The 24219-nt window shown below is 42.3% G+C and carries 14 protein-coding genes; all 14 read right to left on the bottom strand.

The genetic code is table 11. The features are described from left to right. Window positions 1-38: 38 nt before the first annotated feature. On the bottom strand, window positions 39-1940 hold the full coding sequence (uup, locus tag ABD036_RS00460) for an ATP-binding cassette ATPase Uup (protein WP_343855596.1): 1902 nt from the start codon (window positions 1938-1940) through the stop codon (window positions 39-41). After that, a complete protein-coding gene (locus tag ABD036_RS00455; protein ID WP_343855595.1) occupies window positions 1937-2170 on the bottom strand; it encodes a glutaredoxin family protein in 234 nt (77 codons plus the stop codon). The genes uup and ABD036_RS00455 overlap by 4 nt, the downstream gene beginning before the upstream one ends. A 3-nt stretch (window positions 2171-2173) precedes the next feature. Continuing rightward, window positions 2174-4279: a bifunctional 23S rRNA (guanine(2069)-N(7))-methyltransferase RlmK/23S rRNA (guanine(2445)-N(2))-methyltransferase RlmL gene (gene rlmKL, locus ABD036_RS00450; RefSeq protein WP_343855593.1), complete on the bottom strand. Its 2106-nt coding sequence runs from the start codon at window positions 4277-4279 to the stop codon at window positions 2174-2176. Between the two features lie 206 nt (window positions 4280-4485). Then, the gene (locus ABD036_RS00445) at window positions 4486-5007 is read right to left on the bottom strand and encodes a cell division protein ZapC domain-containing protein (protein ID WP_343855592.1); all 522 of its coding nucleotides are present in this window, start codon (window positions 5005-5007) and stop codon (window positions 4486-4488) included. A gap of 66 nt (window positions 5008-5073) precedes the next feature. Further along, complete coding sequence (pyrD, locus tag ABD036_RS00440) at window positions 5074-6084, bottom strand: quinone-dependent dihydroorotate dehydrogenase (protein ID WP_343855591.1); 1011 nt, start codon at window positions 6082-6084, stop codon at window positions 5074-5076. A 56-nt stretch (window positions 6085-6140) separates the two neighbouring features. Then, window positions 6141-10979: an NAD-glutamate dehydrogenase gene (locus ABD036_RS00435; RefSeq protein WP_343855590.1), complete on the bottom strand. Its 4839-nt coding sequence runs from the start codon at window positions 10977-10979 to the stop codon at window positions 6141-6143. A gap of 308 nt (window positions 10980-11287) precedes the next feature. Further along, on the bottom strand, window positions 11288-13609 hold the full coding sequence (locus ABD036_RS00430; RefSeq protein WP_343855589.1) for an efflux RND transporter permease subunit: 2322 nt from the start codon (window positions 13607-13609) through the stop codon (window positions 11288-11290). Then, on the bottom strand, window positions 13606-14637 hold the full coding sequence (locus tag ABD036_RS00425; protein WP_343855588.1) for a WD40/YVTN/BNR-like repeat-containing protein: 1032 nt from the start codon (window positions 14635-14637) through the stop codon (window positions 13606-13608). Before ABD036_RS00425 ends, ABD036_RS00430 begins: the two co-directional genes overlap by 4 nt. Window positions 14638-14699: 62 nt before the next feature. Beyond that, window positions 14700-16010 (bottom strand): DUF1329 domain-containing protein, encoded by a 1311-nt coding sequence (locus ABD036_RS00420; RefSeq protein WP_425542539.1) that lies wholly within the window; start codon window positions 16008-16010, stop codon window positions 14700-14702. A 69-nt stretch (window positions 16011-16079) separates the two neighbouring features. Then, complete coding sequence (locus ABD036_RS00415) at window positions 16080-18158, bottom strand: DUF1302 domain-containing protein (RefSeq protein ID WP_343855586.1); 2079 nt, start codon at window positions 18156-18158, stop codon at window positions 16080-16082. A gap of 180 nt (window positions 18159-18338) precedes the next feature. After that, window positions 18339-18560 (bottom strand): DUF2835 family protein, encoded by a 222-nt coding sequence (locus tag ABD036_RS00410; RefSeq protein WP_343855585.1) that lies wholly within the window; start codon window positions 18558-18560, stop codon window positions 18339-18341. 8 nt (window positions 18561-18568) lie between these two features. Continuing rightward, window positions 18569-21154: an aminopeptidase N gene (pepN, locus tag ABD036_RS00405; RefSeq protein ID WP_343855584.1), complete on the bottom strand. Its 2586-nt coding sequence runs from the start codon at window positions 21152-21154 to the stop codon at window positions 18569-18571. A gap of 105 nt (window positions 21155-21259) precedes the next feature. Next, window positions 21260-22771, bottom strand: a complete 1512-nt coding sequence (nhaC, locus tag ABD036_RS00400) for a Na+/H+ antiporter NhaC (RefSeq protein ID WP_343855582.1) — start codon at window positions 22769-22771, stop codon at window positions 21260-21262. Between the two features lie 14 nt (window positions 22772-22785). Further along, complete coding sequence (locus tag ABD036_RS00395) at window positions 22786-24120, bottom strand: sodium-dependent transporter (protein ID WP_343855581.1); 1335 nt, start codon at window positions 24118-24120, stop codon at window positions 22786-22788. Between the last annotated feature and the right edge of the window lie 99 nt (window positions 24121-24219).

Here is a 24219-nt window from a genome sequence, read left to right as displayed (position 1 = left end):
CACCGAAATTCGGTTTAATGTGTGAATGCAAAATAGGGTTAAACCTCATTCTGCATACTTTCAAGTTCATCCCACCTATCATACGCTTTCGCTAGTGAAGATTCATCGCCATTCAATTCTAAAAGTGTGGCGTTAAACCCGTCAGGATCCTGATTGAAAAAGTCTGGGTTGTTCAGTTTTTCTTGTAAGCGTTGAACACTTTCTTCAAGCGCTTCTATTTGTTTGGGTAGCTTATCTAATTCCAATTGGTGCTTATAAGACAATTTTGTTGCCTTTCTTTTCACCGACTGCGTTTTAGGACCTACTGATTTTACAGAAGTTTCGTCTACTGTGTGTTTTTTTTCTGACGCGTACCAGTTTTCAATATCACTGTAACCGCCTACAAACTCGCGTATCACTCCTTGACCTTCGAAAAATAAGCTGGAAGTAACGACATTATCGACGAATTCTCTGTCGTGGCTAACTAATATCAGTGTACCTTGATATTGCGTTAAGACGTCTTCCAATAACTCCAAGGTTTCCACATCTAAGTCATTGGTAGGTTCATCTAAAATTAACAAATTTGATGGCTTAAGCAGTAATTTAGCCAATAACAATCTGTTTTTTTCACCGCCGGATAACGATCGTACCGGTGCATTAACCCGTTCAGGTGTAAATAAATAATCCTGCAAATAGCTGATTACATGGCGGCTATTACCATTGACTATTAAGTCACGTTTACCGTCTGCAACGGCATCGATAACACTCTTATCGAGATCCAGTGCCAGTCTATGTTGGTCAAAATAAGCAACCTCAAGATTTGCACCTTGACGCACATTGCCTTGTTGCGTTTCTATTTGCCCAAGTAAAAGCTTAATCAGTGTACTTTTACCGCAACCGTTAGGCCCAATAAGCGCCACTTTATCACCGCGAAATACATTAATATCTAAGTTCTTAACGATCACATTATCATCAAATTGATAACTTAACTCGGTGGCTTCTAATACGATCTTGCCTGACATATTTCCGCTGGTTGCTGCAACTTGTGCTCTTCCAAGTACCTTTCTTCGTTCAGAATGTTCTTGGCGCAATGCTTTAAGTGCCCTTACCCTGCCCTCGTTGCGTGTTCTTCGGGCTTTTATTCCTTGTCTGATCCACACTTCTTCTTGTGACAATTTTTTATCAAACTCGGCATTAGCGTTAGCTTCGTTTTTTAGATCCTCAGCTTTCTTATCTAAATAGGTTTGATAATTACCTGGATAACTGGTTAGCTTAGCGCGATCCAAATCGACGATACGCGTCGCGACTGCACGGATAAATGCCCTATCGTGACTGACAAATACCACTGCGCCTTTATATTCTTTTATTACCTCTTCAAGCCACTTGATCATCGAAATGTCCAAATGGTTAGTCGGCTCATCTAACAGCAAAATATCTGGTTGGCCAACTAAAGCGCGCGCTAATGCCGCTTTGCGACGCCAGCCACCTGACAATGATGACAGTTGCTGCTCAGCATCAAGACCCAACAAGGTTAGTACCTGACTGATTTGCTGTTCAAATTCCCATGCGTTTTCATGTTCTAACTGATGTTGCAAACGCTCAAGTTTAGCCAATTGCTTTTCACTTGGGTCCTGCGCAACAAGATGGGTTTGCGCAAAGTATTGCTTTAATAATTGACCCTTTTCAGCCATGCCTTCGGCAACATACTCAAACAAAGAGCATTCTATGCTCTCTGGTGGATCTTGCGGTAATCTGGAGATCTTAACCTCAGAGGCCACAATACGTTGACCATCATCTAAGGCTTGCTCATTGGCAATCACCTTTAATAAGGTCGATTTTCCACAGCCATTACGCCCCACTAAACATACACGTTCACCGGGGTGTATAACGAGCTCTCCGCCTTCCAATAAGGACGGATGTCCAAAGGCTAATTGCGCGTTTTTTAATTGCAAAAGACTCACGAAAGGAAATCCGTTAATGCGTCTGAGTCAAATGGCCAACCTAACTCAGCCTGATTGTCTTGACGCTTTAACACGGGGATCCGCGCACCATACAAATGGTAGGTTTGATGGTCTTGACGAACGTCAATAAATTCAATGTTCAAATCGTTGTATTGGCTTTGTTGTTTAAGGAGATCTTTTGCTAAATCACAAAGGTGGCAATCAACGCCACTATAAAAAAATATTTGCATAGATTAATTACCGTTGGTCACTTTAAGTATCCAACAATGGTGGATTTTAGGGTTTCGTTTGAAATCTTCTGGGATAGTTTGCTTACCGATATCGGTTACAGTAACGCCCATGTCAGCCAATGAATCGTAATCCAATTTAAACTGTCGAAGGTTGTTGGAAAATATAATCTCACCATCTGGGTTTAAGCAGGATAAGGCATTTTTTAATAAGCCAATATGGTCTCGCTGAACATCCCAAGTGTTGTCCATTCGTTTGGAATTCGAAAACGATGGGGGATCAATAAAGATCAGATCATAGCGCTGGTCATGCTTGCTAAGCCAATCTAAACAATCCGCTTGAATAAAGTGGTTTGCGGTTGAAATACCATTAAGCTGCACATTTTGCTTTGCCCAGTTAATATAGGTATTCGACATATCAACCGTAGTGACTGATTTGGCACCACCAAGCCCTGCATGGACAGAAACGCTTCCGGTATAGGCGAACAGATTAAGGACGTCTTTGTGCTTGGAACGTTGCTGGATCATTTCACGGGTAATACGGTGATCAAGGAACAAGCCAGTATCAAGATAATCACTGAGATTTACCGTAAATTTGGCGCCATTTTCATGCACTATGATTGACGTCTGTTTTTCCGCAACCTTTTGATACTGATTTGTCCCTTTTTGTTTTTGACGCGTTTTAAGGACGATATTTTCAGCTGGGATGCCCGTTACCTCAGGTAAGCTTAACAGTACCTCATGCAGCCTCTTTCGGGCTTTTTGTTCAGGGATATCTTTTGGAGCAGCATACTCCTGTACAACTAACCAATCGCCGTAACGATCGATCGCAACGTTATACTCAGGTAAATCGGCATCATATAAGCGATAACAATCTGTATTCTGTTTTTTGAGCCAGCGGGCTAAACCTTTTATATTCTTACTCAAACGATTAGCAAAATCTGAGTCAGATTTTACCGATTCACGCACTTCACAATTTTTGTCGTCCAACTCATAAGTAACGAGTTGGCATTCGATCGCGCCATTATTCATCGAATAATGTTTTTTCGAGGTCAGCTTAAGCTGTTTTAAAATATCTCGATTGGCCGTCAATAAACACATATTCCAATCTTGGAAATGACTCTTTAAATGCACGCCCCACTGCTGAAAAACAGGCAGTAACTCTGTCAGCTCGTTTAGCCTTTCACCATACGGAGGGTTGCTAACAATATAGCCAGGCTTGTCGTCTATTTGTAATTTAGTGGCATCGGAATGGAAGAATCGGATATCTGCCATCACGTCTGCAGAATCGGCATTTTGTTTCGCATGGTTCAAAACGCGTCTGTCAGTGTCATTGGCATAGATAGGCGTCGTCACTTCAGTAACAGCTTGTTTAGCACTTTCTACGCAACTTGACCAAAGCTGTGCATCATGAGTTTGCCAATGATCAAAACCCCATTTACTGCGTCCTAACCCCGGCGCTTTATTAGACGCCATTAACGCAGCTTCAATGGCAATAGTGCCTGAGCCACACATGGGATCAAATAAGGGCTTTTGCATATCATCGGCCCATCCACTGCGCATTAACATAGCACAGGCTAGATGCTCTTTCAGTGGCGCTAAGCCAGTATGTTGACGGTATTGCCGTTGGTGCAGGCTTTGCCCTGATGCATCTAAATAAATCGCACAATTTTCTCTTCGAACTCTTGCTTGAAAACGTATACTTGCACCGCGTTTTTCAACTGACGGACGCTCACCCAAACGGTGATTAAATTGATCAACGATGGCATCTTTAATCTTGAGTGCACCAAATTGCGTGTTATTGATAGTCCGGTTAGTACCCACAAAATCAATGACAAAGGTATCTTGAAGCGAGAACTGTTGTGTCCAGTTTACCTGTGAAGCAACCTCATATAAGTCTTCAGCACTGTCTATCTTGCCTTCGGCAAGTTTAACCAACACACGATTACCTAGTCTTGACCATAGACACAGTGTATAGACATCCTTTAGGTCACCGTCTAGATACACTTGCCCAGGACGCATTCTCGCGCTCCTATCTGGCAGCAGTGCAGTTACCTCTTCAAGTAACAGTGAATCAAGGCCTTTGGACGTGGTGACTAAAATTTCAAACATGAGATTACCGACAATTAAAAACGCTCGCGATTATACGGGATTATTCAGACAGGCATAAGGGGAAGAGAAAATATAATTAACCTGACTTAGTAATATAGTAACCTGAACTGTTGGATAAGATGTGCTGAACAATAATTATGACATAACAATTCATCGTGTTCATGAGGGCCACTTGCTATTCCGAGTTCAGGTTATCGTCGTCATTGTTAATCTACATCTAACGCATCAAAACTCAACAATCGATCACAAAGCACGCTTATCAAGCAAAATTGTGGATGCGTTTTGCCATCATTGGTCTCAAAGGTTTCGGACAAATTCAAACACAATACGGTATTGCCTTCATGTTTGAGGCTTAACATTAACAAGGTGTTGTCTTTGATACTCAACCACGCAAGCTGCATGTAAGGGCCAATTAAACAACTGGTCTTTTTTTCATAAAGCCAACTTTTGTTGAGTACGGGCTTGTGAAAACTCAAGGCCGCGGTCGCATTGAGTCCAATTTGTAATTTAGCCGAATTATCAAACGGAACTCCCGAGGCTTCCAGTGCCTCTACGCTTTCCATAAAAAACTGACAGTGATGAATATCGAAAAGCACATGTTGAGGTACGTTTTTAAGTTGCGATTCGTTATACGCGGTTTGAAAAATTAACCCGGCATCTAATTCGACCATCAATGCGCGACTTTGTTGATTTATAAACCACTTCCAATTAGCTGAAGGTAATAACATGATCAGGTTACAACATCTTGTCTACAGACTGCGTGGTTGCGCCCGTGAATACAGTCAAAAATCAACTTAATCCAATCCCTCTACTATCTGCTTAATTAAATTTGGTCCCTGATAAATCAGACTTGAATAGATTTGAATCAAACTAGCGCCGGCCGCTAATCGCTGTTTAGCGGAGTCTAATGAGTCAATACCACCGACACCAATAATTGGTAACGCACCATCAAGCGCATTTGCCAGCACTTTGGTGACGTGCAAACTTTTATCTTGAAGTACAGAACCACTCAACCCACCGGCTTCGTTGGCATGTTGCATGCCAGCAACAGCAGTTCGATCTAAGGTAGTGTTAGTTGCAATGACGCCATCTATTTGGGCATCTATTAACGAATGAGCAATGCTGGTAATTTGCTCATCCGTCAGATCGGGGGCAATTTTAACTACCACAGGAACATACTTACCATGCTTCTCAGCTAATCGCTTCTGTTCCAATTTAAGCCCAAGCAACAAGGAGTTTAATGCTTCTCCATATTGCAGATCTCGAAGACCAGGGGTATTGGGAGAAGAAATATTCACGGTGATGTAATCGGCATATTGATATACTTTTTGCAAACAAATGACATAGTCGTTTAATGCATCCTGCTCGGCTGTTTGCTTATTTTTACCGATATTAATGCCTAATACACCGCTGTATTTTGTTTGTTTTACTTGTTCAACCAGATAGTCTACGCCTTTGTTGTTAAAGCCCATGCGATTGATAATTGCATTTGCCTTAGGCAGTCTAAACATACGGGGTTTGTCATTACCGGCTTGAGGCAACGGAGTAACGGTTCCCACTTCAATGAAACCAAATCCCATCGCCGCAAACGCATCAATACATTCGCCATTTTTGTCTAATCCCGCAGCCAGACCCAAGGGGTTTTTAAAATTAAGGCCTAAGCAATGTGTGGTTTTATTGCTTAAGGATTGCTGATACGTCATTTTGAACAGATTATGTTGTGATCGCTTTAGCCAGTTCATCGCAACATCATGACTCCATTCGGGATCACATTGAAACAGTGCTTTTTGTACGATTGAATACATATTTATCCCTAAAAAAAAGCCCCGGATAACCGAGGCTAGACTTTATAGCCTATCGCTTAAGTGTTGGCATTTATGCTAAGTAACATTAATTCTCTTAATGCTACCGAAAACTTAGCGAATTCGTGAGTACTGCTGGTTTTGAATTCAGACATCATATGATACCAGCGTTCTAGCAAGATAGAATTCTTCTCCATCCATTTATGCAAAATTTCTTCAGCATCTTGGCTATTAGGCTCTGCTAACAACAATACAGTGGTTAACGAACGTTGCTGCCAATCCAGCTCCTCTCGATAAGAGGCCCGTGCTAGTGCCTGCCAGTGATTCGACACCGTTTGATTGTTAATTTGATCAAGGAACCAGTGAAGCTGCAATTTTGAACCTAACTTGTAGTAGAGGTTAGCGACCACTTCAATTTTTCGTTTCTCGGTCTGTACAATTTGCGCCAAATCAAGACAGGAGAACATGTTGCTCAAGCTTGCCACACGATAAGCAATCCCTTGTGGCGCTCCTTGCTCTACGAAACCAGCGGTAATGGCTTGCAATTGTTCATATTCCGAATCAACCAAATAACTCTCCAAGTTCTTACTAAGATCATTAAAGGTTGGAATATATAAATTCACTGCTTCAGCGATAGGCAAGTTTTTCTCACCATGACGCAAGAACCAACGAGAAGCACGACGCATAGTTCTGCGCATTCTATCAAGCATATCCAGTTGTACTTGAGCAGAAACCTTATTGTCTAGCTCTTCAATTTCTTGCCATAAGGTATCCATGCCAAATACGGCTTTGATCACAGAGTAAGCGGTGGAAACTTCGTATACCGTTGCCCCTGTTTCTTCTTGCATTCTGAACACAAAATTAAGTCCCATATCATTAACCATATTATTGGTTAACTTAGTGGCAATAATTTCAGCTCGCAGTGGGTGATATTCCATTTGTGGAACAAACTTGTCCTGCAAGGTTTTAGGAAATGCACTGACCAATAGTTGTTCGTGATACGGATTATTGGTGATCTGCTCAATATTCAGTTTTTGTTTCAAAACCATCTTGCCATACGCAATCATGACCGCCAGTTCAGGACGAGTAAGCCCTTTACCATTCGCTAAACGATCAGACAGTTCATCATCAGAAGGGATAAATTCTAATTCGCGATTAAGCGCACCTTCTCGCTCCAAACCGTGGATGAAGCGCAGTTGCTCTTTGAGCAGATTCGGACCGCCATATTCCGTAATCGAAATAGATTGAGTTTGACGATAGCAATCTTGGATCACTAAATCAGCGACATCATCAGTCATTGAATACAATAACTCATTGCGTTGTTTGCCGGTTAAGTCACCAGAACTGACTAACGCATTCAGTAATATCTTTATATTGACTTCATTATCTGAGCAATCCACACCACCCACATTATCTATAAAGTCAGTATTAACTCGCCCACCTTTAGCGGCGTATTCGATACGACCTAATTGGGTAAGACCAAGGTTACCCCCTTCACCAATGATTTTAGCGTTTACTTCTTTACCATTAACACGTAAATCATCGTTTGCGCGATCGCCTACTTCGGTATGGGTTTCTTTGGAACCTTTCACATAGGTACCAATGCCACCGTTCCAGATCAAGTCAACGTGCATCTTTAAGACATTTTTAATCAGTTCATTGGGTGGCATGGCTGCTTGCGTTGTGCCCAACCACTTTTTCATCTCAGCGGATAATTTGATTGATTTTGACGCCCGGCTAAACACACCGCCGCCTTTTGAAATCAGTTTTCTGTCATAGTCATCCCAAGATAAAGACGGGTTTTCAAACAGACGCTTGCGCTCTTGATAACTCTTCGCAGTATCTGGGTCTGGATCAAAGAAAATATGCAGATGGTTAAAGCCGCAGATTAGGCGAGTATGTTCAGACAACAGCATGCCGTTACCGAATACATCACCGGCCATGTCACCTACAGCAACACAAGTAAAATCAGTAGTTTGACAGTCAATACCAATCTCACGGAAATGACGCTTAACCGACTCCCAAGCTCCTCGTGCAGTAATCCCCATTTTCTTATGGTCATAACCGACACTTCCGCCTGAGGCAAAGGCATCACCTAACCAGAAATTAAACTCCTCGGATATGCTATTAGCAATATCAGAGAAGGTGGCAGTACCTTTATCCGCAGCGACAACTAAATACGGGTCATCTTCATCCAATCGAACAACATTTTTCGGCGGTACTACAGCACCATCAACAATATTGTCGGTGATATCTAATAAACTACGAATGAAAATCCGGTAACAGGCTTGACCTTCTTTTTGTATCGCATCCCTACCCTGGTCCATGGGTAGATTTTTACACACGAAACCGCCTTTAGCCCCCACAGGAACAATGACGGTATTCTTCACTTGCTGTGCTTTAACTAAGCCAAGCACTTCCGTTCTGAAATCTTCTCGACGATCAGACCAACGCAAGCCACCACGAGCGACTTTCCCACCTCTTAAGTGCACACCCTCAATACGAGGTGAATACACAAAGATTTCATACTTAGGTAATGGCAATGGCATGTCTGGAATAAGCTCAGGTAGCAACTTAAATGACATGTAAGGTTTTTCTTGGCCATTCTCATCAGGCTGGTAAAAGTTGGTGCGCAATGTCGCTAAAATCATATCCAGATAGCGACGAATAATACGGTCATCGTCAAGGTTTGAAACTTGATCCAAGCGTTCCTTCACATCGGCCAAAATAGCGTCGACTTTTTTCTGACTGCGCTTTTTACTGGGATCGAATATATTGTTAAACAACTCAATCAATAATTTTGCAATATTAGGATAATTAGCCAACGTATTGGCCATATAGGACAAGCTAAATGAGCTTCCCGTCTGACGCATATATTTTGCATAAGCTCGCAAAATGGTCACGCTTCGCCCCGTTAATCCAGCCCCTAGCACTAGACGGTTGAACGGATCGTCTTCTAGGTTGTTGTGCCAGACCTTAGCAAAGGCATCCTGAAACAGAGCTTGGGCAGTTTCCATGTCGAGATTTTGACTGTTGCTGTGCAACATGGAGAAATCCATGATCCAATTAACCTGTCCCTCACCGCAGGTGATCTTGTACGGACTTTCATCTATCACGCGCAATCCAAAATTTTCCAACATGGGAAGTACGGCAGACAAATGGATGGGCTCATTTTTATGAAATAGTTTTAACTTAACTACGTTAGACTCAGGCCCTTCTTCCTGGGGACGATAGAACAGCATATCTAACGTGTGGGTGTCGCTCAGCAGTTCTAGTTTCTCCATGTCGACCAAAGCGGCACTTGGTAAGTTTTGCTCGGAATAACTGCGGGAAAAGGCATTATCGTATTTTTGTTCTAGTACTTTTCCGGCAGCCTCACCGTACATAGAGCGTATAGACGCTGTTAGGCGATCATTCCAGCTTTTTGTTAACTCAATGATATTTTTCTCAATATCCTTCACATTAAATTCCGTATTGTTATCTTTGACTCTCGCGATATAGTGAGTTCTAGCGTAAACCGATTCGGAGAAATAGGTTGTGAACTCGACCTGCTCTGTGGCATGAAGCGATTTTTGCAATAGCTCCTGCGTTTCTTTACGAAGTTGGGTGTTGTAACGTTCTCTAGGCACATAAACCATGCATGACACGAAGCGCCCAAAAGCGTCTTTGCGTACGAATAATTTAGATATGCCACGTTCTTGCATTTGGAAAATACCTAAAATAATTTTCCCTAACTCTTCGTCACTCCCTTGAAGTAGCTCATCGCGAGGGTAGGTTTCTATAATATTTAGAAACGCTTTGTAGGCGTGAGACTCTTTATCGAATCCGGATAACGAACAAATTCGCTCGATTTTTCCTTGCAGCACAGGGAGCTGAGTAGCACTGCTGTTGTAGAACGAAGCCGAATACAAACCAATAAAACGATGTTCGCCAATGACGTTACCGGCATCATCAAACCGTTTAATTCCAATGTAGTCCATATATGCAGGACGGTGAACTCGAGCGCGCGTGTTCGTCTTGGTTAATATCAATGGCTTGCTACTAAGCGACTCTTTTTGCGCTGACGCAGGCATCTTCGACATTACTCGTTCTCTGTCGCTGATAGAGTTCTTCATTAAACCAAGACTGCTTTCGTTGCGCGGAACCCAGCGGTGATCACCTTCGATGGCTTTAACGTCATAGTAACGATATCCCATCAACGTAAAGTTGTGATCGTTTAACCAAGTTAAAAATTGATTGGCCTGCTCTAACTCAGTTTTATTCGCTGGACAATTAGAATCCGGAAAGTCTTTAATAATGCTTGATAACTTCTCTCGCATCGGCTTCCAATCAGCAACCGCTAGAGACACTTCACCGACAACGGATAGCAATTCAGTGGCAAGGTTATTCAGTGCTTTCTTACTGGTTTGCCGATCGACCTCAATTAAAAATACGGTCTCTCGCGTGAGATTCTTCGCTTTGCTTTTACTATCAAGAAACTGCACCACTGAACCGGTGTCGTCACGTTTTAAATAAATTGGACTGTGCAACAATAGGTGTGACGTGATATTCATTCGATTCAGTGTCATTCTGATCGAGTCGACCAAAAATGGCATGTCACTGACAATGATTTCAACTATGGTATGAGAAGACTGCCAACCGTGTTTAGAGATTTCAGGATTGAATACGCGTATCTTGGGTTGTAGCCCATCATACTTAGCAAACTCGTTCCATAAACTTAACGTAGCGCCATACAAATCACTGTCATCACGATTGTCCAAATCGTCAATGGAAATGTTCTTGTAGAGCAATCGAGAAAACTGCTCTACTAAGTCAGATTGTGCATCATCGACTTTTTTGTTGATTAACTTAAAGACGTTTTCTAACAGAACTGAATGTTGGTTATTGGCAACCGTCATTTGTTTACCTTGTGATGTAAAGAGTGAAGACCACGGTATTCACTTTAACTAAACTTCTAATAGATTAGTCAAAAGACTGAGATATATACAGTTTTTCGACAAATGATAAGGTATTTTCGCTAAATTATGGACGCTTTGAAAGGCCTAAATTAACGCATACTTTACAAAAACTATAAATATGCAACAAAAGCACAGCAAAGTGCATATTTATATAGTCAACTGCCAAGTTGTGCAAATAAACATGCATTAAAAATTTTATAAAAAAAGGGCCAATGGCCCTTTTTTATTATTTTACTTAGGGTACTGCGTTATTCATCTTTCTGCGAGCGCCAGAATACCGACGCCAAAGCAGGTAACACAACAATAGCACCCAACATATTCACCAAGAACATGAACGTTAATAGTATACCCATGTCCATTTGGAACTTAAGGGACGAAAAGACCCACGTACTGACGCCTACCGCTAAAGTCACACCGGTAAACAAGACTGCACTACCCCGCTCTTTTAACGCGTCAAAATAAGCCTGACGAACTGGCATGCCTGCTTTTAACTTGATGTTCATTGTCGACAATATGTAAATACCATAATCAACCCCTATACCAACGCCAAGTGCAATAACGGGTAAGGTCGAGACCGTTAAACCAATTTGTAAATAGGTCATCAGCGCTTGCGCTAATACAGACACCACATACAAAGGAACTACCACCGATAGCGTCGCTCTTAATGAACGGAAACTCAGCAAGCATAAAATAATCACAGCACCGAATACATATAACATCATTGGGTTTTGTGCAGCTTCAACCGCTTCATTCTTAGCGGCCATCACCCCTACTGGACCAGACGCTAAACTAAATTTAAGTTCATCTGTTTCGTACTCAGTACGAAATGACTTCACGGCCTCAACAACCCGATTGATTGTCTCCGCCTTATGATCTTCCATGAACAGAATGATGGGCATCACAGAACAATCACCGTTGAGCAACCCAGACGATGTAGGTACCTGTGAAATTGCCTGAACCATGGTTTGCTGATTACGTGGTAAAACGCGCCACTTTGGATTTCCTTCGTTGTAACCTGCATTCACCAGTTTCGCGACCGATGGCAAACTAACAGAAGATTGAACACCCTTAACGTTGGTCATTTTCCACTGCAGCTCATCTATGGCCGTCATCGTCTGGTAAGATGTACAAGCTGAGGGAGTGGTTTCAACCAAGATAGACAAATAATCAACGCTGATCGCATATTTATCCGTGATTAAAAAGGTGTCTTGATTGTATCGACTGTTTTCATGCAGCGCCGGCGCGCCAGCATGCAAATCACCAATTTTCATTTTTTGTGACTGGAACCACCCCAAAGCAAATAACACCGCAGTGACTAACAGGATAATGTAGGCAAATTTAGGCGTTGAACACTGGGCAATCGCATTCCAGAATTTATCTGAACGGTTTTCTTTACCTGCGAATTTGGCCTTGTAATTGTCGCTAAATGACACAAATGACATCAATACAGGTAATAAAATCAGATTGGTTAGAATGATAACCGCCACACCTAAGCTCGCCGTTATAGCTAATTCACGGATGATGCCGATATCAATAACCAACAAGGTCATGAAACCGACCGTATCCGAAAGCAGTGCGATGCCACCAGGGATCAATAGTGTTCTAAAGGCAGACTCAGAAGCGGTTAACGCACTTGCTCCTTCGACAACTCGTTTACCCACGGCATTGATCATCTGCACACCGTGACTAACACCGATTGCAAACACTAGGAAGGGTACCAAGATAGACATGGGGTCCAAACCAAAGCCTAATATGGTTAATAGGCCCAACTGCCAAACCACTGCGACTACTGAACAAAGTAAAGGTAAAACGGTTAGCATTACTGATTTAGAGAAGAAGAACACCATAACTGCGGTAATGGCTAGCGCGATGGCGAAAAACAGCACAACATCTTTGGCGCCATTTGCCACATCACCAATCATTTTTGCAAAGCCAATGATATGAATACTGGTATTTTCGTTCTCAAACTTGCCACGTAATTCGTTTTCTAACTCTTCGGCTAATACCAAGGTATTTAGTTTTGCACCGGTATCTGGGTCAATATTGAGTAGCTGGGCAGACACCATCGCACATTGAAAATCATCAGATACTAAGCGCCCGACAATCCCAGCTTTGTCAATGTTTTGTCCGACTAATGCCAATGCTTGATCTGACTTAGAATCAAAATCAGCCGGAATTACTGGACCACCGGAAAAGCCGCCTTCAACAATTTCAGTGAAACGCGTTGAAGATGAGAACAATGATTTAACTAACGAGCGCTCGACACCATTAATGAAGAAAAGCTGGTCATGTACGTCCTTTAATGTGTCAAAAAATTCCGTGTTGAAAATATCACTATCTTTATCGCACACTGACACCAGTATGCTATTTGCACCGCCAAAATCCTTGGCATGCTTCATGTAATTAACCATGTATTCATGGTTGAGTGGAATGTTTTTAGTAAAACCCGCATCGAGTTTTAACTGCGAGGACTGATAGCCTAGAAATATCGTAGCGGCGACAAATAGGAACACCACAAACAGGCGATTTCGAAAAATGAGATTGACACTTACATCAATTAACTTATTCATAGTGTTTTACTCATCCCCTCACATACCGTATGTTTTTTGTCATAGGCTAACGTTTTGATACCAGTGGCTGTTGCGATAAAAAGTTGATTTTCATCCAGCAAGAGCGCGTTAATCGCTTTACCGTCATCAAAATGCGCTTTTCTAACTTCATTATTTTTCACACAGATCACATTGCCACTATTTCCCATTGCAACAAAACTATTACCTTCAAGCGGTACAATTGTATTTAACGAAGAGGTTATGCCTGAGTTAACCGTTACCCAATTGGAACCGGCATTATCTAATTTAAAAATATTTCCTCTTAAGCCAACCGCCACGACACTGCCATCTTCAAGTGCAGTGATATCGAAAAAGGAACCATAGTAAGGCACGTCCATTCTTTGCCAAGACTTTCCCTTATCATCACTACGGGCAATTAAGCCTGATTCACCGGCTATGTAGAGCATCTCGCCAACTTGGGTTATTTTATTTAAATGAGGCAATATCGAAGTTAACTCGGAAAGATAAAAGGCTTCGTCTTCCAGACGAATTTCCTCTAAATATTCGATATCTTCAACTGGTAAAAATTGAGAATGGGCAACTCTCACCCAGTTTTCGCCACCATCAGAAGTCTCAAAATAAGTACCATATGCACCTATCGCGATCCCCTCTTTGGCATTGATAAAATGCACATCGAGTAAGGGCTTCTGTAATTCAGGCAGAAAATTTTGAATAACCCAAGGTTGTCCTTTTGAATCTTGCTGAATAATGATTGCGTCATGCCCTACCGCCCAAGACTTACCTTCAGTAGAGGTAATAGCCGTGAGAGTAGACAAGGTTGGCGCTTTTTCTTGTACCCATTGTTCACCATTTTGTGAACGCAAAATATGACCGCGCTCGCCGACTGTCACTAAGTCAGCAGTGGTCTTAGTTAAATCTAGCAGGAGGGACTCGTTGGCCAAGGGCGCGATATAAGATTCTTCGGCAGTAGCAACTAATGTGCATAAAGTACAACCGAGAAGTGTGGATATAATGCTTATTTGTTTCATATTCTTCTTTTTTGGGTTGTAAAACAAAAAACGGCTGACATTGCCAACCGTTTTAATCATCGTTAGCGTATACCCGCTCGCCGTAGCGCTTGTTCAGTAAAGTCTCGATCATCTGGCTTAACAGAGAAGTCGTAAACTTTGTCTTCGTTATCCAAACCAAGCGCTAAGTAACGACGAGAGTTCAAATCATGGTATACATCAAGCGTAGACCAATGTGTTGGAACTTCGTAGTAATTTATACCGTAAGCCATAGCAACTTTATATAATTCACCGCGATTATCGTACATATCAGCGACTTGAATTTGCCAGCTGTCTTCATCAATGAAGAATACGCGTTTTTGATATACGTGGCGCAGACCTTCTTTAAGTGTTGCTTCAACCACCCAAACACGGTGTTTCTCAAAACGGGTCAAATCTGGGTTAATGTGACCAGGCTTCAAGATATCTTCATATTTGACGTTATCACTATGCAATGCATAACTGTTATACGCGACATAAAGCTCTTTCTTGCCTTTTAATTCCCAGTTATAACGATCTGGGGCTCCGTTAAACATATCAAAGTCATCGGTTGTTCTCAAACCATCTGATGCAGTTCCTGGGGCATCATAAGCAATGTTTGGCGCACGTCTAACACGTCTTTGACCTGTATTATATGTCCATGCTCTGCGCGGCTCTTTAACTTGGTCCATGGTTTCATGGACTAACAAAGCCGTACCCGCTAAGCGCGCTGGAGAATTGATGGACTGTTTGAATTTCATCAGTATATTTTCTTCCAACAAAGCTTCAGGTGTCGCATCTTTATTAGAATATTTAACTAATAAAATCTCATCAAAGCCGATGACATTGTAGTCACCAGAAGCGGTTGGAGCAGCTTGGCCACCGTTACGCGCGATTGCTTCCCCGCGATAACGTAATACGTGGTTCCAAATTGCTTCAACACCACTTTGTGGGATTGGGAAAGGAACACCAATCGCTGCATTTTGCACGCCGTTTCCGCCTTGAACTAACTCAGCACGGGTTGCATTCTTTTTAGTCGCATCATAGACATGTTGCGGGTTAGAAGCGGAACGCCTTGTTTGATAAACAGGCATATTAAAGGTATCAGGATAAGTAGCAAACAGCTTCATTTGTCCTGGCGTTAAAAAGGCTTCGTATTCTTTGTAGTTTTGCCCAGTGATGGTAAACAATACTTTATCATCAGGAAATGGGTTTGGATGAAAGTTACCGGCTTTATAACCTGCAGGGGGCGCAGTAATGCCGCCATCCCAAGCAGGTATACTGCCATCGGCATTACCGGCTTTTTCGCCACCCAATGGCGTTAGCTCATTACCTAACTTTGCCGCTTCAGCGTCTGACACTTTTGCATGAGCCATAGAAACACTTAGTGCTAACGCAATAGCTGAAGTCGTTACTACTAAATTCTTTATCATATTACTGTACTCCTAAATTGAGTATTTGAAGTTGATAGAAACAAAATCTCTATCAGACAATGCGTTGGCGTTTCCGATACCGCCCCAAAATGCACTATACCCAAATGCCGCAGAAAATTTACTCAAGTAGTCAAACTCGAACGTTAAATTGGCTGACTTAACGTCCTCAGAAAACAAGAACAATGGATCTGGTGTTGTTCCCTCGACGTCATGAGAAAAGGTTGCTCGGGCTCTCAAGTTTATACCGGAGAACACGTTGTTGAAGTCAGCAACAGCTAACATTCTGTAACCCCAAGCGTAGTCAGTGGGGAATGGATTGGTTTCAGGACCATTAGACAAACCAATGTGCAAACCTTCACGATTAGAAATGATACTGCCGTCATCGGCGCGCAAAGGTTCAATTGAAGCTGAACGAGCTGTACCAGGTCCATTTAGACGAAGGACATTTTGATCTGGCATATCTTCAATACTGATGTAACCAACTTCACCAAGTACGATAAGGTTGTCTGTGCCTAGCGCAGGTCCAAACACATGAGTCGCTGTGATCTGTGCTTGGATGGTGTCTGACACCACGTAGCCTTGCGCCGATTCACCAGAACCAACATTGCGACCGATATTCACAAGCTGAGAAATACCGTCTAAATCTGGACGTAAATCTGCATTGGCTAACTGTTGCGGCATTGCTGTATATAACAATTCAACATCATCGATTTGCAGTGGTTCATCAACACGGTATGCAATTTCACCTGCTAAGGCGGTTTCACCAACGTTGGTGTTAAAACTGAAGCCATACAGTTTCAGGTCTTCAGGATAAACAAATTCGGTTTTCGTGAAAGCAGCCAAGTCGGTAATGTTGTCACGAGTAATTTGTCTTGAAGCAAGAAAACCCAAGTCTTGTTGGATACTTGCTGCCGTAAAATTAGAGGTCACCCCAGAAATCAATGGACGCTGGCTATGATAGTTCAAGTGGTACAAACTAAATTCAGTGTTGTACATTGCTTCAGAGTAATACGATAATTTAATACCATATTGACCTTGATCGTCTGCATCGGTATGAGCGGCATCACTAAATCCGCGAACCGCAACTTTAGTGGGATATGCAAGATAAGCTTGGCCAATTTGTGAACCATCGGCACCACTACGTAAAGCATCGCCTAAGCCATTTAGGCTTTGTAAAAGGAAATCTAGATTTATATCTGGGTTACCAGCAAACCCCAATTGAATATTTTGTGCTTGACCGCCCTCTCCTGCAAAATCATTAGTGGCAAAATAACTGCCAGCTTGAGGCAAGATGCTGCGTTCCCACTCATATTGGTAATAAGCAGATAAACTTAAATCTTGAGTTAGACCAATTGAAGCGAACACCATACCAACTGGGATAAAGACTTCTTTAAGCTCAGCACCTGGAGAACGAGCGCGCGTAACGTCCACTGGATTGGTACTATTTATACCATGCTGAATAAAGGTACTTTCACCCCAGCTTACCACCTGATCACCTACACGGACCGTAACTGGCATGTCACCTATATCAAAGTCTGCGTAGAAAAACGCATCTAACAAGCGAATATCAGAACAGAGTTCCTCAGCAGATTTTTCTGTCGCACAAGGATCCTGTGTTTGACCAGTAATGGGATCAGACCAAGCGCGTCCACGGTTTTTCTGCTCAAAGTCATAAAAGTAAAAACCACGGGCAAAAAAGCCCATATTGTCATACTGGATATTTAACTCGTGAGTTCCTTTGAAAATCGTCGAGAAAGCTTTGCCCTTATCGTGATTCAGATTTCCTAAATCGCCATTAGTAGAGTAAGCACCATCTGCGTTTGCCCACACTTCACTGGAAGGGTATTTTACATTAGTCGCTGCGTTGTAGCCTGACCAATCGAAATTGGTATGGTTACTACTGCCAATCAAAGAAAAATCTCGTTCCTCAACTCTGATACTTGTGCCGAATGAAAAGTTAGAGTCAAAGCTTACAGACCAGTCACCACTTTCCCAAGAGCCAGCTTGAACACTGCTTGCTGCTAGGGTAGCTATCGCTGCAATGCTAATTGCAAGCGGTGACTTTTTGAACTTCAAAGGTCCACACTTCATATTTTAGTTCTCCCATGTCGCGTTGGGATTAGCCCTGCGACCGATTATCTATAGCAAATTATTCACAAAATCATTACATCATTTGAAGATGATAGCAAGAAGAAATCGTACCAGTTGATATTCTGCAAACTGTTTCTTTTTCAATAGTTTGAAAATTAATCATCTGTATTCAATTCATTTCTAACTGATTTTTTCAAATGAGTGCACTTTGTTCTCTGGGGTAATTATAAGTCGAAAACGACCTTTTAACCCTGTTCGTGTTACAAATGGACGTAAATTTACATTGGGTAACTGTATCCTTTCACCACAATCTGAGCGTAAAACTACAGAATTAGAACCAATCCCATACAGTCGCTCGCATCGCTCATAACTGACATCAAGAGAAAAATAATAGGTTTTCACTTGGATTCCTATTGATAGCCGAGACTTTTGCTAACTTTTTCATAGACATCGTTGCTGAGGTCTTTATTGTCCAACAAACGGACTAATTCCGCTTTCATTTTAACGATGCGCTCCTCATCAAGCTTTTGCCACTGAGTTAAAGGGGTGACAATGCGTGACGCTACCTGCGGATTTATCTTATCTAGCTTCTGTAAATATTGACCTATATAACGATAACCACTGCCATCTTTGGCATGAAATCCGGTGCTATTAAAAAATGCAAAGGAACCAATAACTGAGCGCACTCGATTGGGATTTTCATGGTTAAATTGTTGATGGCCCATGAGTAAATCAAGGCGTGATAAAATATCTTCACTCTGGCGACTAGCGTGCAGTGCAAACCATTTGTCTAACACTATAGGATCTGCCCGCCATGTTTCCTCAAACTGACTCATAAGTTTATCGAAGCACTTACATTTAGCGTGTTGCGCTGCTTTAAGTGCACCTAAGGTATCAGTCATATTATCAGACTGCATAAATTGCTGAGTGACTAACTCTTCTCCTTGTTCCGTGGAGGCAATGTACATCAACAGTTGGTTTCGTAATTTTCGTGTCGCAGTTTGCGACGGTGTGTAATCGTAGTTGGTAAAAGCCAGCCCGTGGTATTGCTTTTCAAACATTGGTTGGGCATGAGAGATAATTATTCTTTCTAGTTTCTCGCGCGCGCTATGCAATGACTCTACGTAATATTTAGGCACTTGTTGTACCAAAGTTTCGACACTGGGCAAGGTGATCATTTCCGCTAATAAAGCCTGATCTTCCATTGCTGATTCAAGTAAACCATCAAGTAGCGCGGTGATGGTTTCTTGCGTGATCGCCAGCGTGCTGCCATTGGGCGTTAGTGAATGAATAAATTGACTATAAATAGTTTGCGCCGCATCCCATCGAGAAAACCCATCGTTGCTATGCAATGCAATGGTCAACAATGATTCAGCACTAAGGGTTCTTATCACCTTAACTGGCGCACTAAAATCGCCTAACAAGGCGACTGTTGGCTCAACATCAAATCCGTCTCGCACCAGCTTTTGCTGACTTTGTGTGAGATGAATGATATCAGTGGTTGATGAACCATCATTGGCAAGATATTCAACTCTCACCGGTATGTATAGTGGTTTCTTTTGCGACTGATCTAGTGTGACTGGAGTATGCTGTTGTATGGTTAAGGTCAAAGTGCCGGTGTCGGCAGCAAAGTCTTGTTCTACGGTTAGCTCTGGCGTTCCTGATTGTTCATACCACACTTTGAATTGATCCAAATTGATACTATTGGCATCCTGCATCGCATTTACAAAATCATCACAGGTTACAGCCTGACCGTCATGTCGTTTAAAGTAGAGATCGATTCCACGTTTAAATCCCGCTGGCGTTAACAAGGTGTGCAACATCCTAATCACTTCAGCGCCTTTGTCGTATACCGTCACCGTGTAGAAGTTGTTCATTTCGATCACTTCGTCTGGTCGGATGGGATGTGCCATTGCACTAGCATCCTCGGCAAATTGATGCTCTCGGATCACTTTTACGTTTTTAATTCTGTTCACCACAGGTGAACCCATGTCAGCACTAAATTGTTGATCACGAAAAACCGTGAGACCTTCCTTAAGACTTAATTGAAACCAATCTCTGCAGGTGACCCGATTACCTGTCCAATTATGAAAATATTCATGGGCGATCACCGATTCAATATTAAAGTAATCTTCATCAGTTGCAGTTTGACTGTCGGCCAAGACGTATTTACTGTTAAACACGTTTAGACCTTTATTTTCCATCGCTCCCATATTGAAAAAATCAACCGCGACGACCATGTAAATATCAAGATCGTATTCGAGATCAAAAACCACTTCATCCCATTTCATGGCTTTTTTGAGGGATGCTAAGGCATGCTCTCCCCTATGGGCCATACCTTTATCTACATATAATTCTAATGCGACCTTACGCCCACTTGAGGTAGTAAAGCTCTGTGTTAATTTGTCAAAGTCACCCGCTACAAGTGCAAATAAATAGCAGGGTTTGAAAAAAGGATCTTGCCATTTAACCCAATGTTTACCGTCTTCTAAATCACCACTATCTATTTTATTACCATTAGACAAGAGATAAGGGTATCGTTTTTTATCGGCATAAATGGTCACTGTATATTTTGATAATACGTCAGGACGATCTAGGAAATAGGTTATCTTGCGAAAGCCTTCGGCTTCGCATTGAGTACAATAAGAACCCGAGGCTTTATATAGCCCTTCAAGTGTCTTATTAGACGCCGGATCGATTTCGGTATATATCTCAATAAAACATTCATCAGGCAAGTTGGATAATGTCAAAGCCTCATCAGTCAGTTCGTATTGCTGAAGAGACTTACCGTTTAGCTTTACTTCAATGAGCGTTAGGTTTTCACCGTCCAATTTGAGTGGTTGATCATGGTCACCCTGCTTGAATACGTGCAGTAAACTTTTTACTTTAGTGACTTCATCATCAAGGTTAAATGATAACTCGATATCATGAATTTGATAGGCGGGAGGCTGATAATCAAGCCTACGTTTTGCGGTTACTGGCGTTTTATTCGACATGACATGCCTTTGCTTAGAAGTAATTAGCTAGGGTTTACAATTAGTATGTTAAAAATTCACCTAGAAACAATAAAATAGTAAGAAGGCGCTGATGCGCCCTCAGTATTATACGTTTTGCGTTTCGTGTTGAGAATGTTTCTCTTCACTACTCACTTGTTCGGCGTATTTAGGCGGTGGAATACGTAAAATTTTAATTCCCAAGAATGCGTAAATAATCGCTAAAACAGGATTGATTAGATTGAAAAATGCATAGAAAGCATAGTCTAACACGCCAACACCAAGTACCCCGCTCATATAAGCACCACAGGTGTTCCACGGGATCAAGGGGGATGTCAAAGTACCGCCATCTTCTAGGCTACGCGACAAATTCAATTGATGAAGGCCACGTTTTTCAAACTCATTTTTATACATGCGTCCAGGCATCACAATCGCCATATATTGATCTGCAGTGATCAAATTGGTCGCAAAACAAGTCAAAATGGTTCTGGAGATCATATCACCGGCGGATTTAGCACCATGCAGTACAGCACTGACAATACGTTTCAATAAGCCGACTTTTTCAAGCACCGCACCAAAGGTTAATGCGCACATTATCAACCATATGGTATTGAGCATACTTGCCATACCACCGCGACTAAGCAGTTCGTTAAGCACTTGGCTGGAAGTATTAAATTCAACACCGTCATAAAGGGCAGTCCAAACGACGGTGATACTGGCGACTAGGCCTTCTCGTCCTTCAACGGCGAAGCTTTGTACAACGTCTGATTGAAATAAGCCTGCCCAAACGCCGCCTAATAGAGCACCAATGGCTACAGCGGGAAAGGCTGGGACCTTTTTGACCGCTAACCCTAAAAGCACAATGAGCGGGATCAACAAATGCCAACCTAAATTAAACTCACTGGCAAGCAGATTTTGCATATTGGCAATGCCTTCTTCCGACGGCGGTTGATTGGAATTAAAGCCCAAAAAGGTAAACAATATAAGTGCCAAAATGATACTGGGGATAGTCGTCCAAAGCATGTATTGGATATGTTCAAAAAGATCGGTCCCCGCTACCGCTGGTGCCAGATTGGTGGTTTCCGACAGTGGCGATATTTTGTCACCGAAATACGCACCTGAAACCACGGCGCCTGCGGTGATAGCTTCTGATAAGCCCATACCATTGGCGACGCCGATCAAGGCCACGCCCACAGTCGCAGCGGTAGTCCAAGAACTACCAATACTCATGGCGACAATCGCACATATCAAACAAGTAGCCGCATAAAACAAAGATGGATTAAGTAGCTCTAAACCATAATAAATAAGGGTTGGTACCGTACCTGATAACATCCAAGAGCCAATCAACGCACCGACCGCTAACAGGATCAATATTGCACCTAAAGATAGAGAAATACCCTTAACTATGCCTTCTTCAATCTCCTTCCACGTGTAGCCATTTTTCATGCCTACTGCCGCCGCTATAAACATCGCGAACAACAAGGCGATTTGATTTGGCCCATAGGATGAGTCACCACCGTACAACCACACTGAGGAAGACAGCATGATGATCAGGATCAGTATGGGGACTACGGCATCTAAAATGGATGCTTCTTTAATCTGCTTGTTTTCTGGTTCCATGATAGATGATTATCCTAAGCGATTGATAAATAAAACATAAGAACGATTACAACCGGGCAAACAAATTTTAAATACCAAGGCCAGATTTTCCAAAATAAACTGTGCTGTGCACCTTCGTTACCCTGTTTTAGCTCGGCAAGAATACTATCCCGTTTCCACACCCAACCAACGAATATACACAAGGCTAAACCCAATAGCGGTTGGCTATACTTGGTGGTTAACGTGATCACAAAGCCAAACAAGTGCGACATATTTAGGGCGATAACACTACTAATAATAAATACCGTTAGCGTTAATAACCAGACGGCTCGTTTACGACCTACTCCTTTATTCTCAACCACATAAGCTACAGGTACTTCAAGCATAGAGATAGAGGATGTCAGTGCCGCGATTACCATGAGTGCGAAAAATGCGAAAGCGACAAATACTCCAACGCCTCCCATGGTCTCGAACAAAGACGGCAACACAGTGAAAATCAAAGAGTCCCCTTCAATCAAGGCACCACTTTCGGTAAATATTTCCACTCCGTTATGTAAAGCAACGTACATGGCAGGAATGATCAACATGCCAGCCAAAATGGCCACACCAATATCGACCAAGGCAACGTATGCACCAAGTGACGGCAAACGCTCTTTTTTACTTACATATGAACCATAAACCAACATAGTGCCCACGCCCAACGACATCGAGAAAAATGCTTGGCCCATGGCACTGATTAACAATGCGGGATCTAAGACGCGAGAGAAGTCTGGTAATAAGTAAGCTTTCCAGCCATCAATAGCACCTGCCTGAAATGTGACATAAACGATAAGCGCAACAATGATGATGATTAAGGTTGGCATTAAACGTACCGACCAACATTCAATACCTTTGCTCACACCACCGGTCACAATCCCCGCGGTCAAACTTAGAAAAATCGCACAAAACAAAATATTTCGCGTGACAGAGTCACCGGTCAACCAGCTGGAAACCGTATCTAAGGATAACATTTGCGCCATGGTTTGTAGGAAATACGCCAACATCCAGCCAGCAACTAAAGCGTAAAAAGACAAAATGAGAGAGACGGTTATAAAGCCCCAAATACCTGTTGCTCGTCCCACAACGCTGCCCGATATTTTGCCTAAAGCATCGACCATATTGGCGCGCGTCGCACGACCAATAATCAATTCAGCCATCAAAACAGGATATGCGAGTAAAAAAGCAAGGATCACATAGACTAAAACAAAAGCGGCGCCACCATTACTGGCAACCTGTGTAGGGAAACCCCAAATATTTCCTAATCCTACTGCAGAACCAGCTGCGGCAAGGATAAACCCTAATCGAGATGAGAACTCTCCACGTGCGCTCATTGCAAACCCTTTTTATTATTATTTTATTGTTATTAGAACCACCTACTGATGGTCGGTGGCAAATCTTACACTAGTTAATACAAATATAAAAAAGGGCTA

It is taken from the genome of Aliiglaciecola litoralis (assembly GCF_039523355.1).
In the GTDB taxonomy this organism is placed as follows: domain Bacteria; phylum Pseudomonadota; class Gammaproteobacteria; order Enterobacterales; family Alteromonadaceae; genus Aliiglaciecola; species Aliiglaciecola litoralis.
This window is presented reverse-complemented; position numbering and strand designations above follow the sequence as displayed.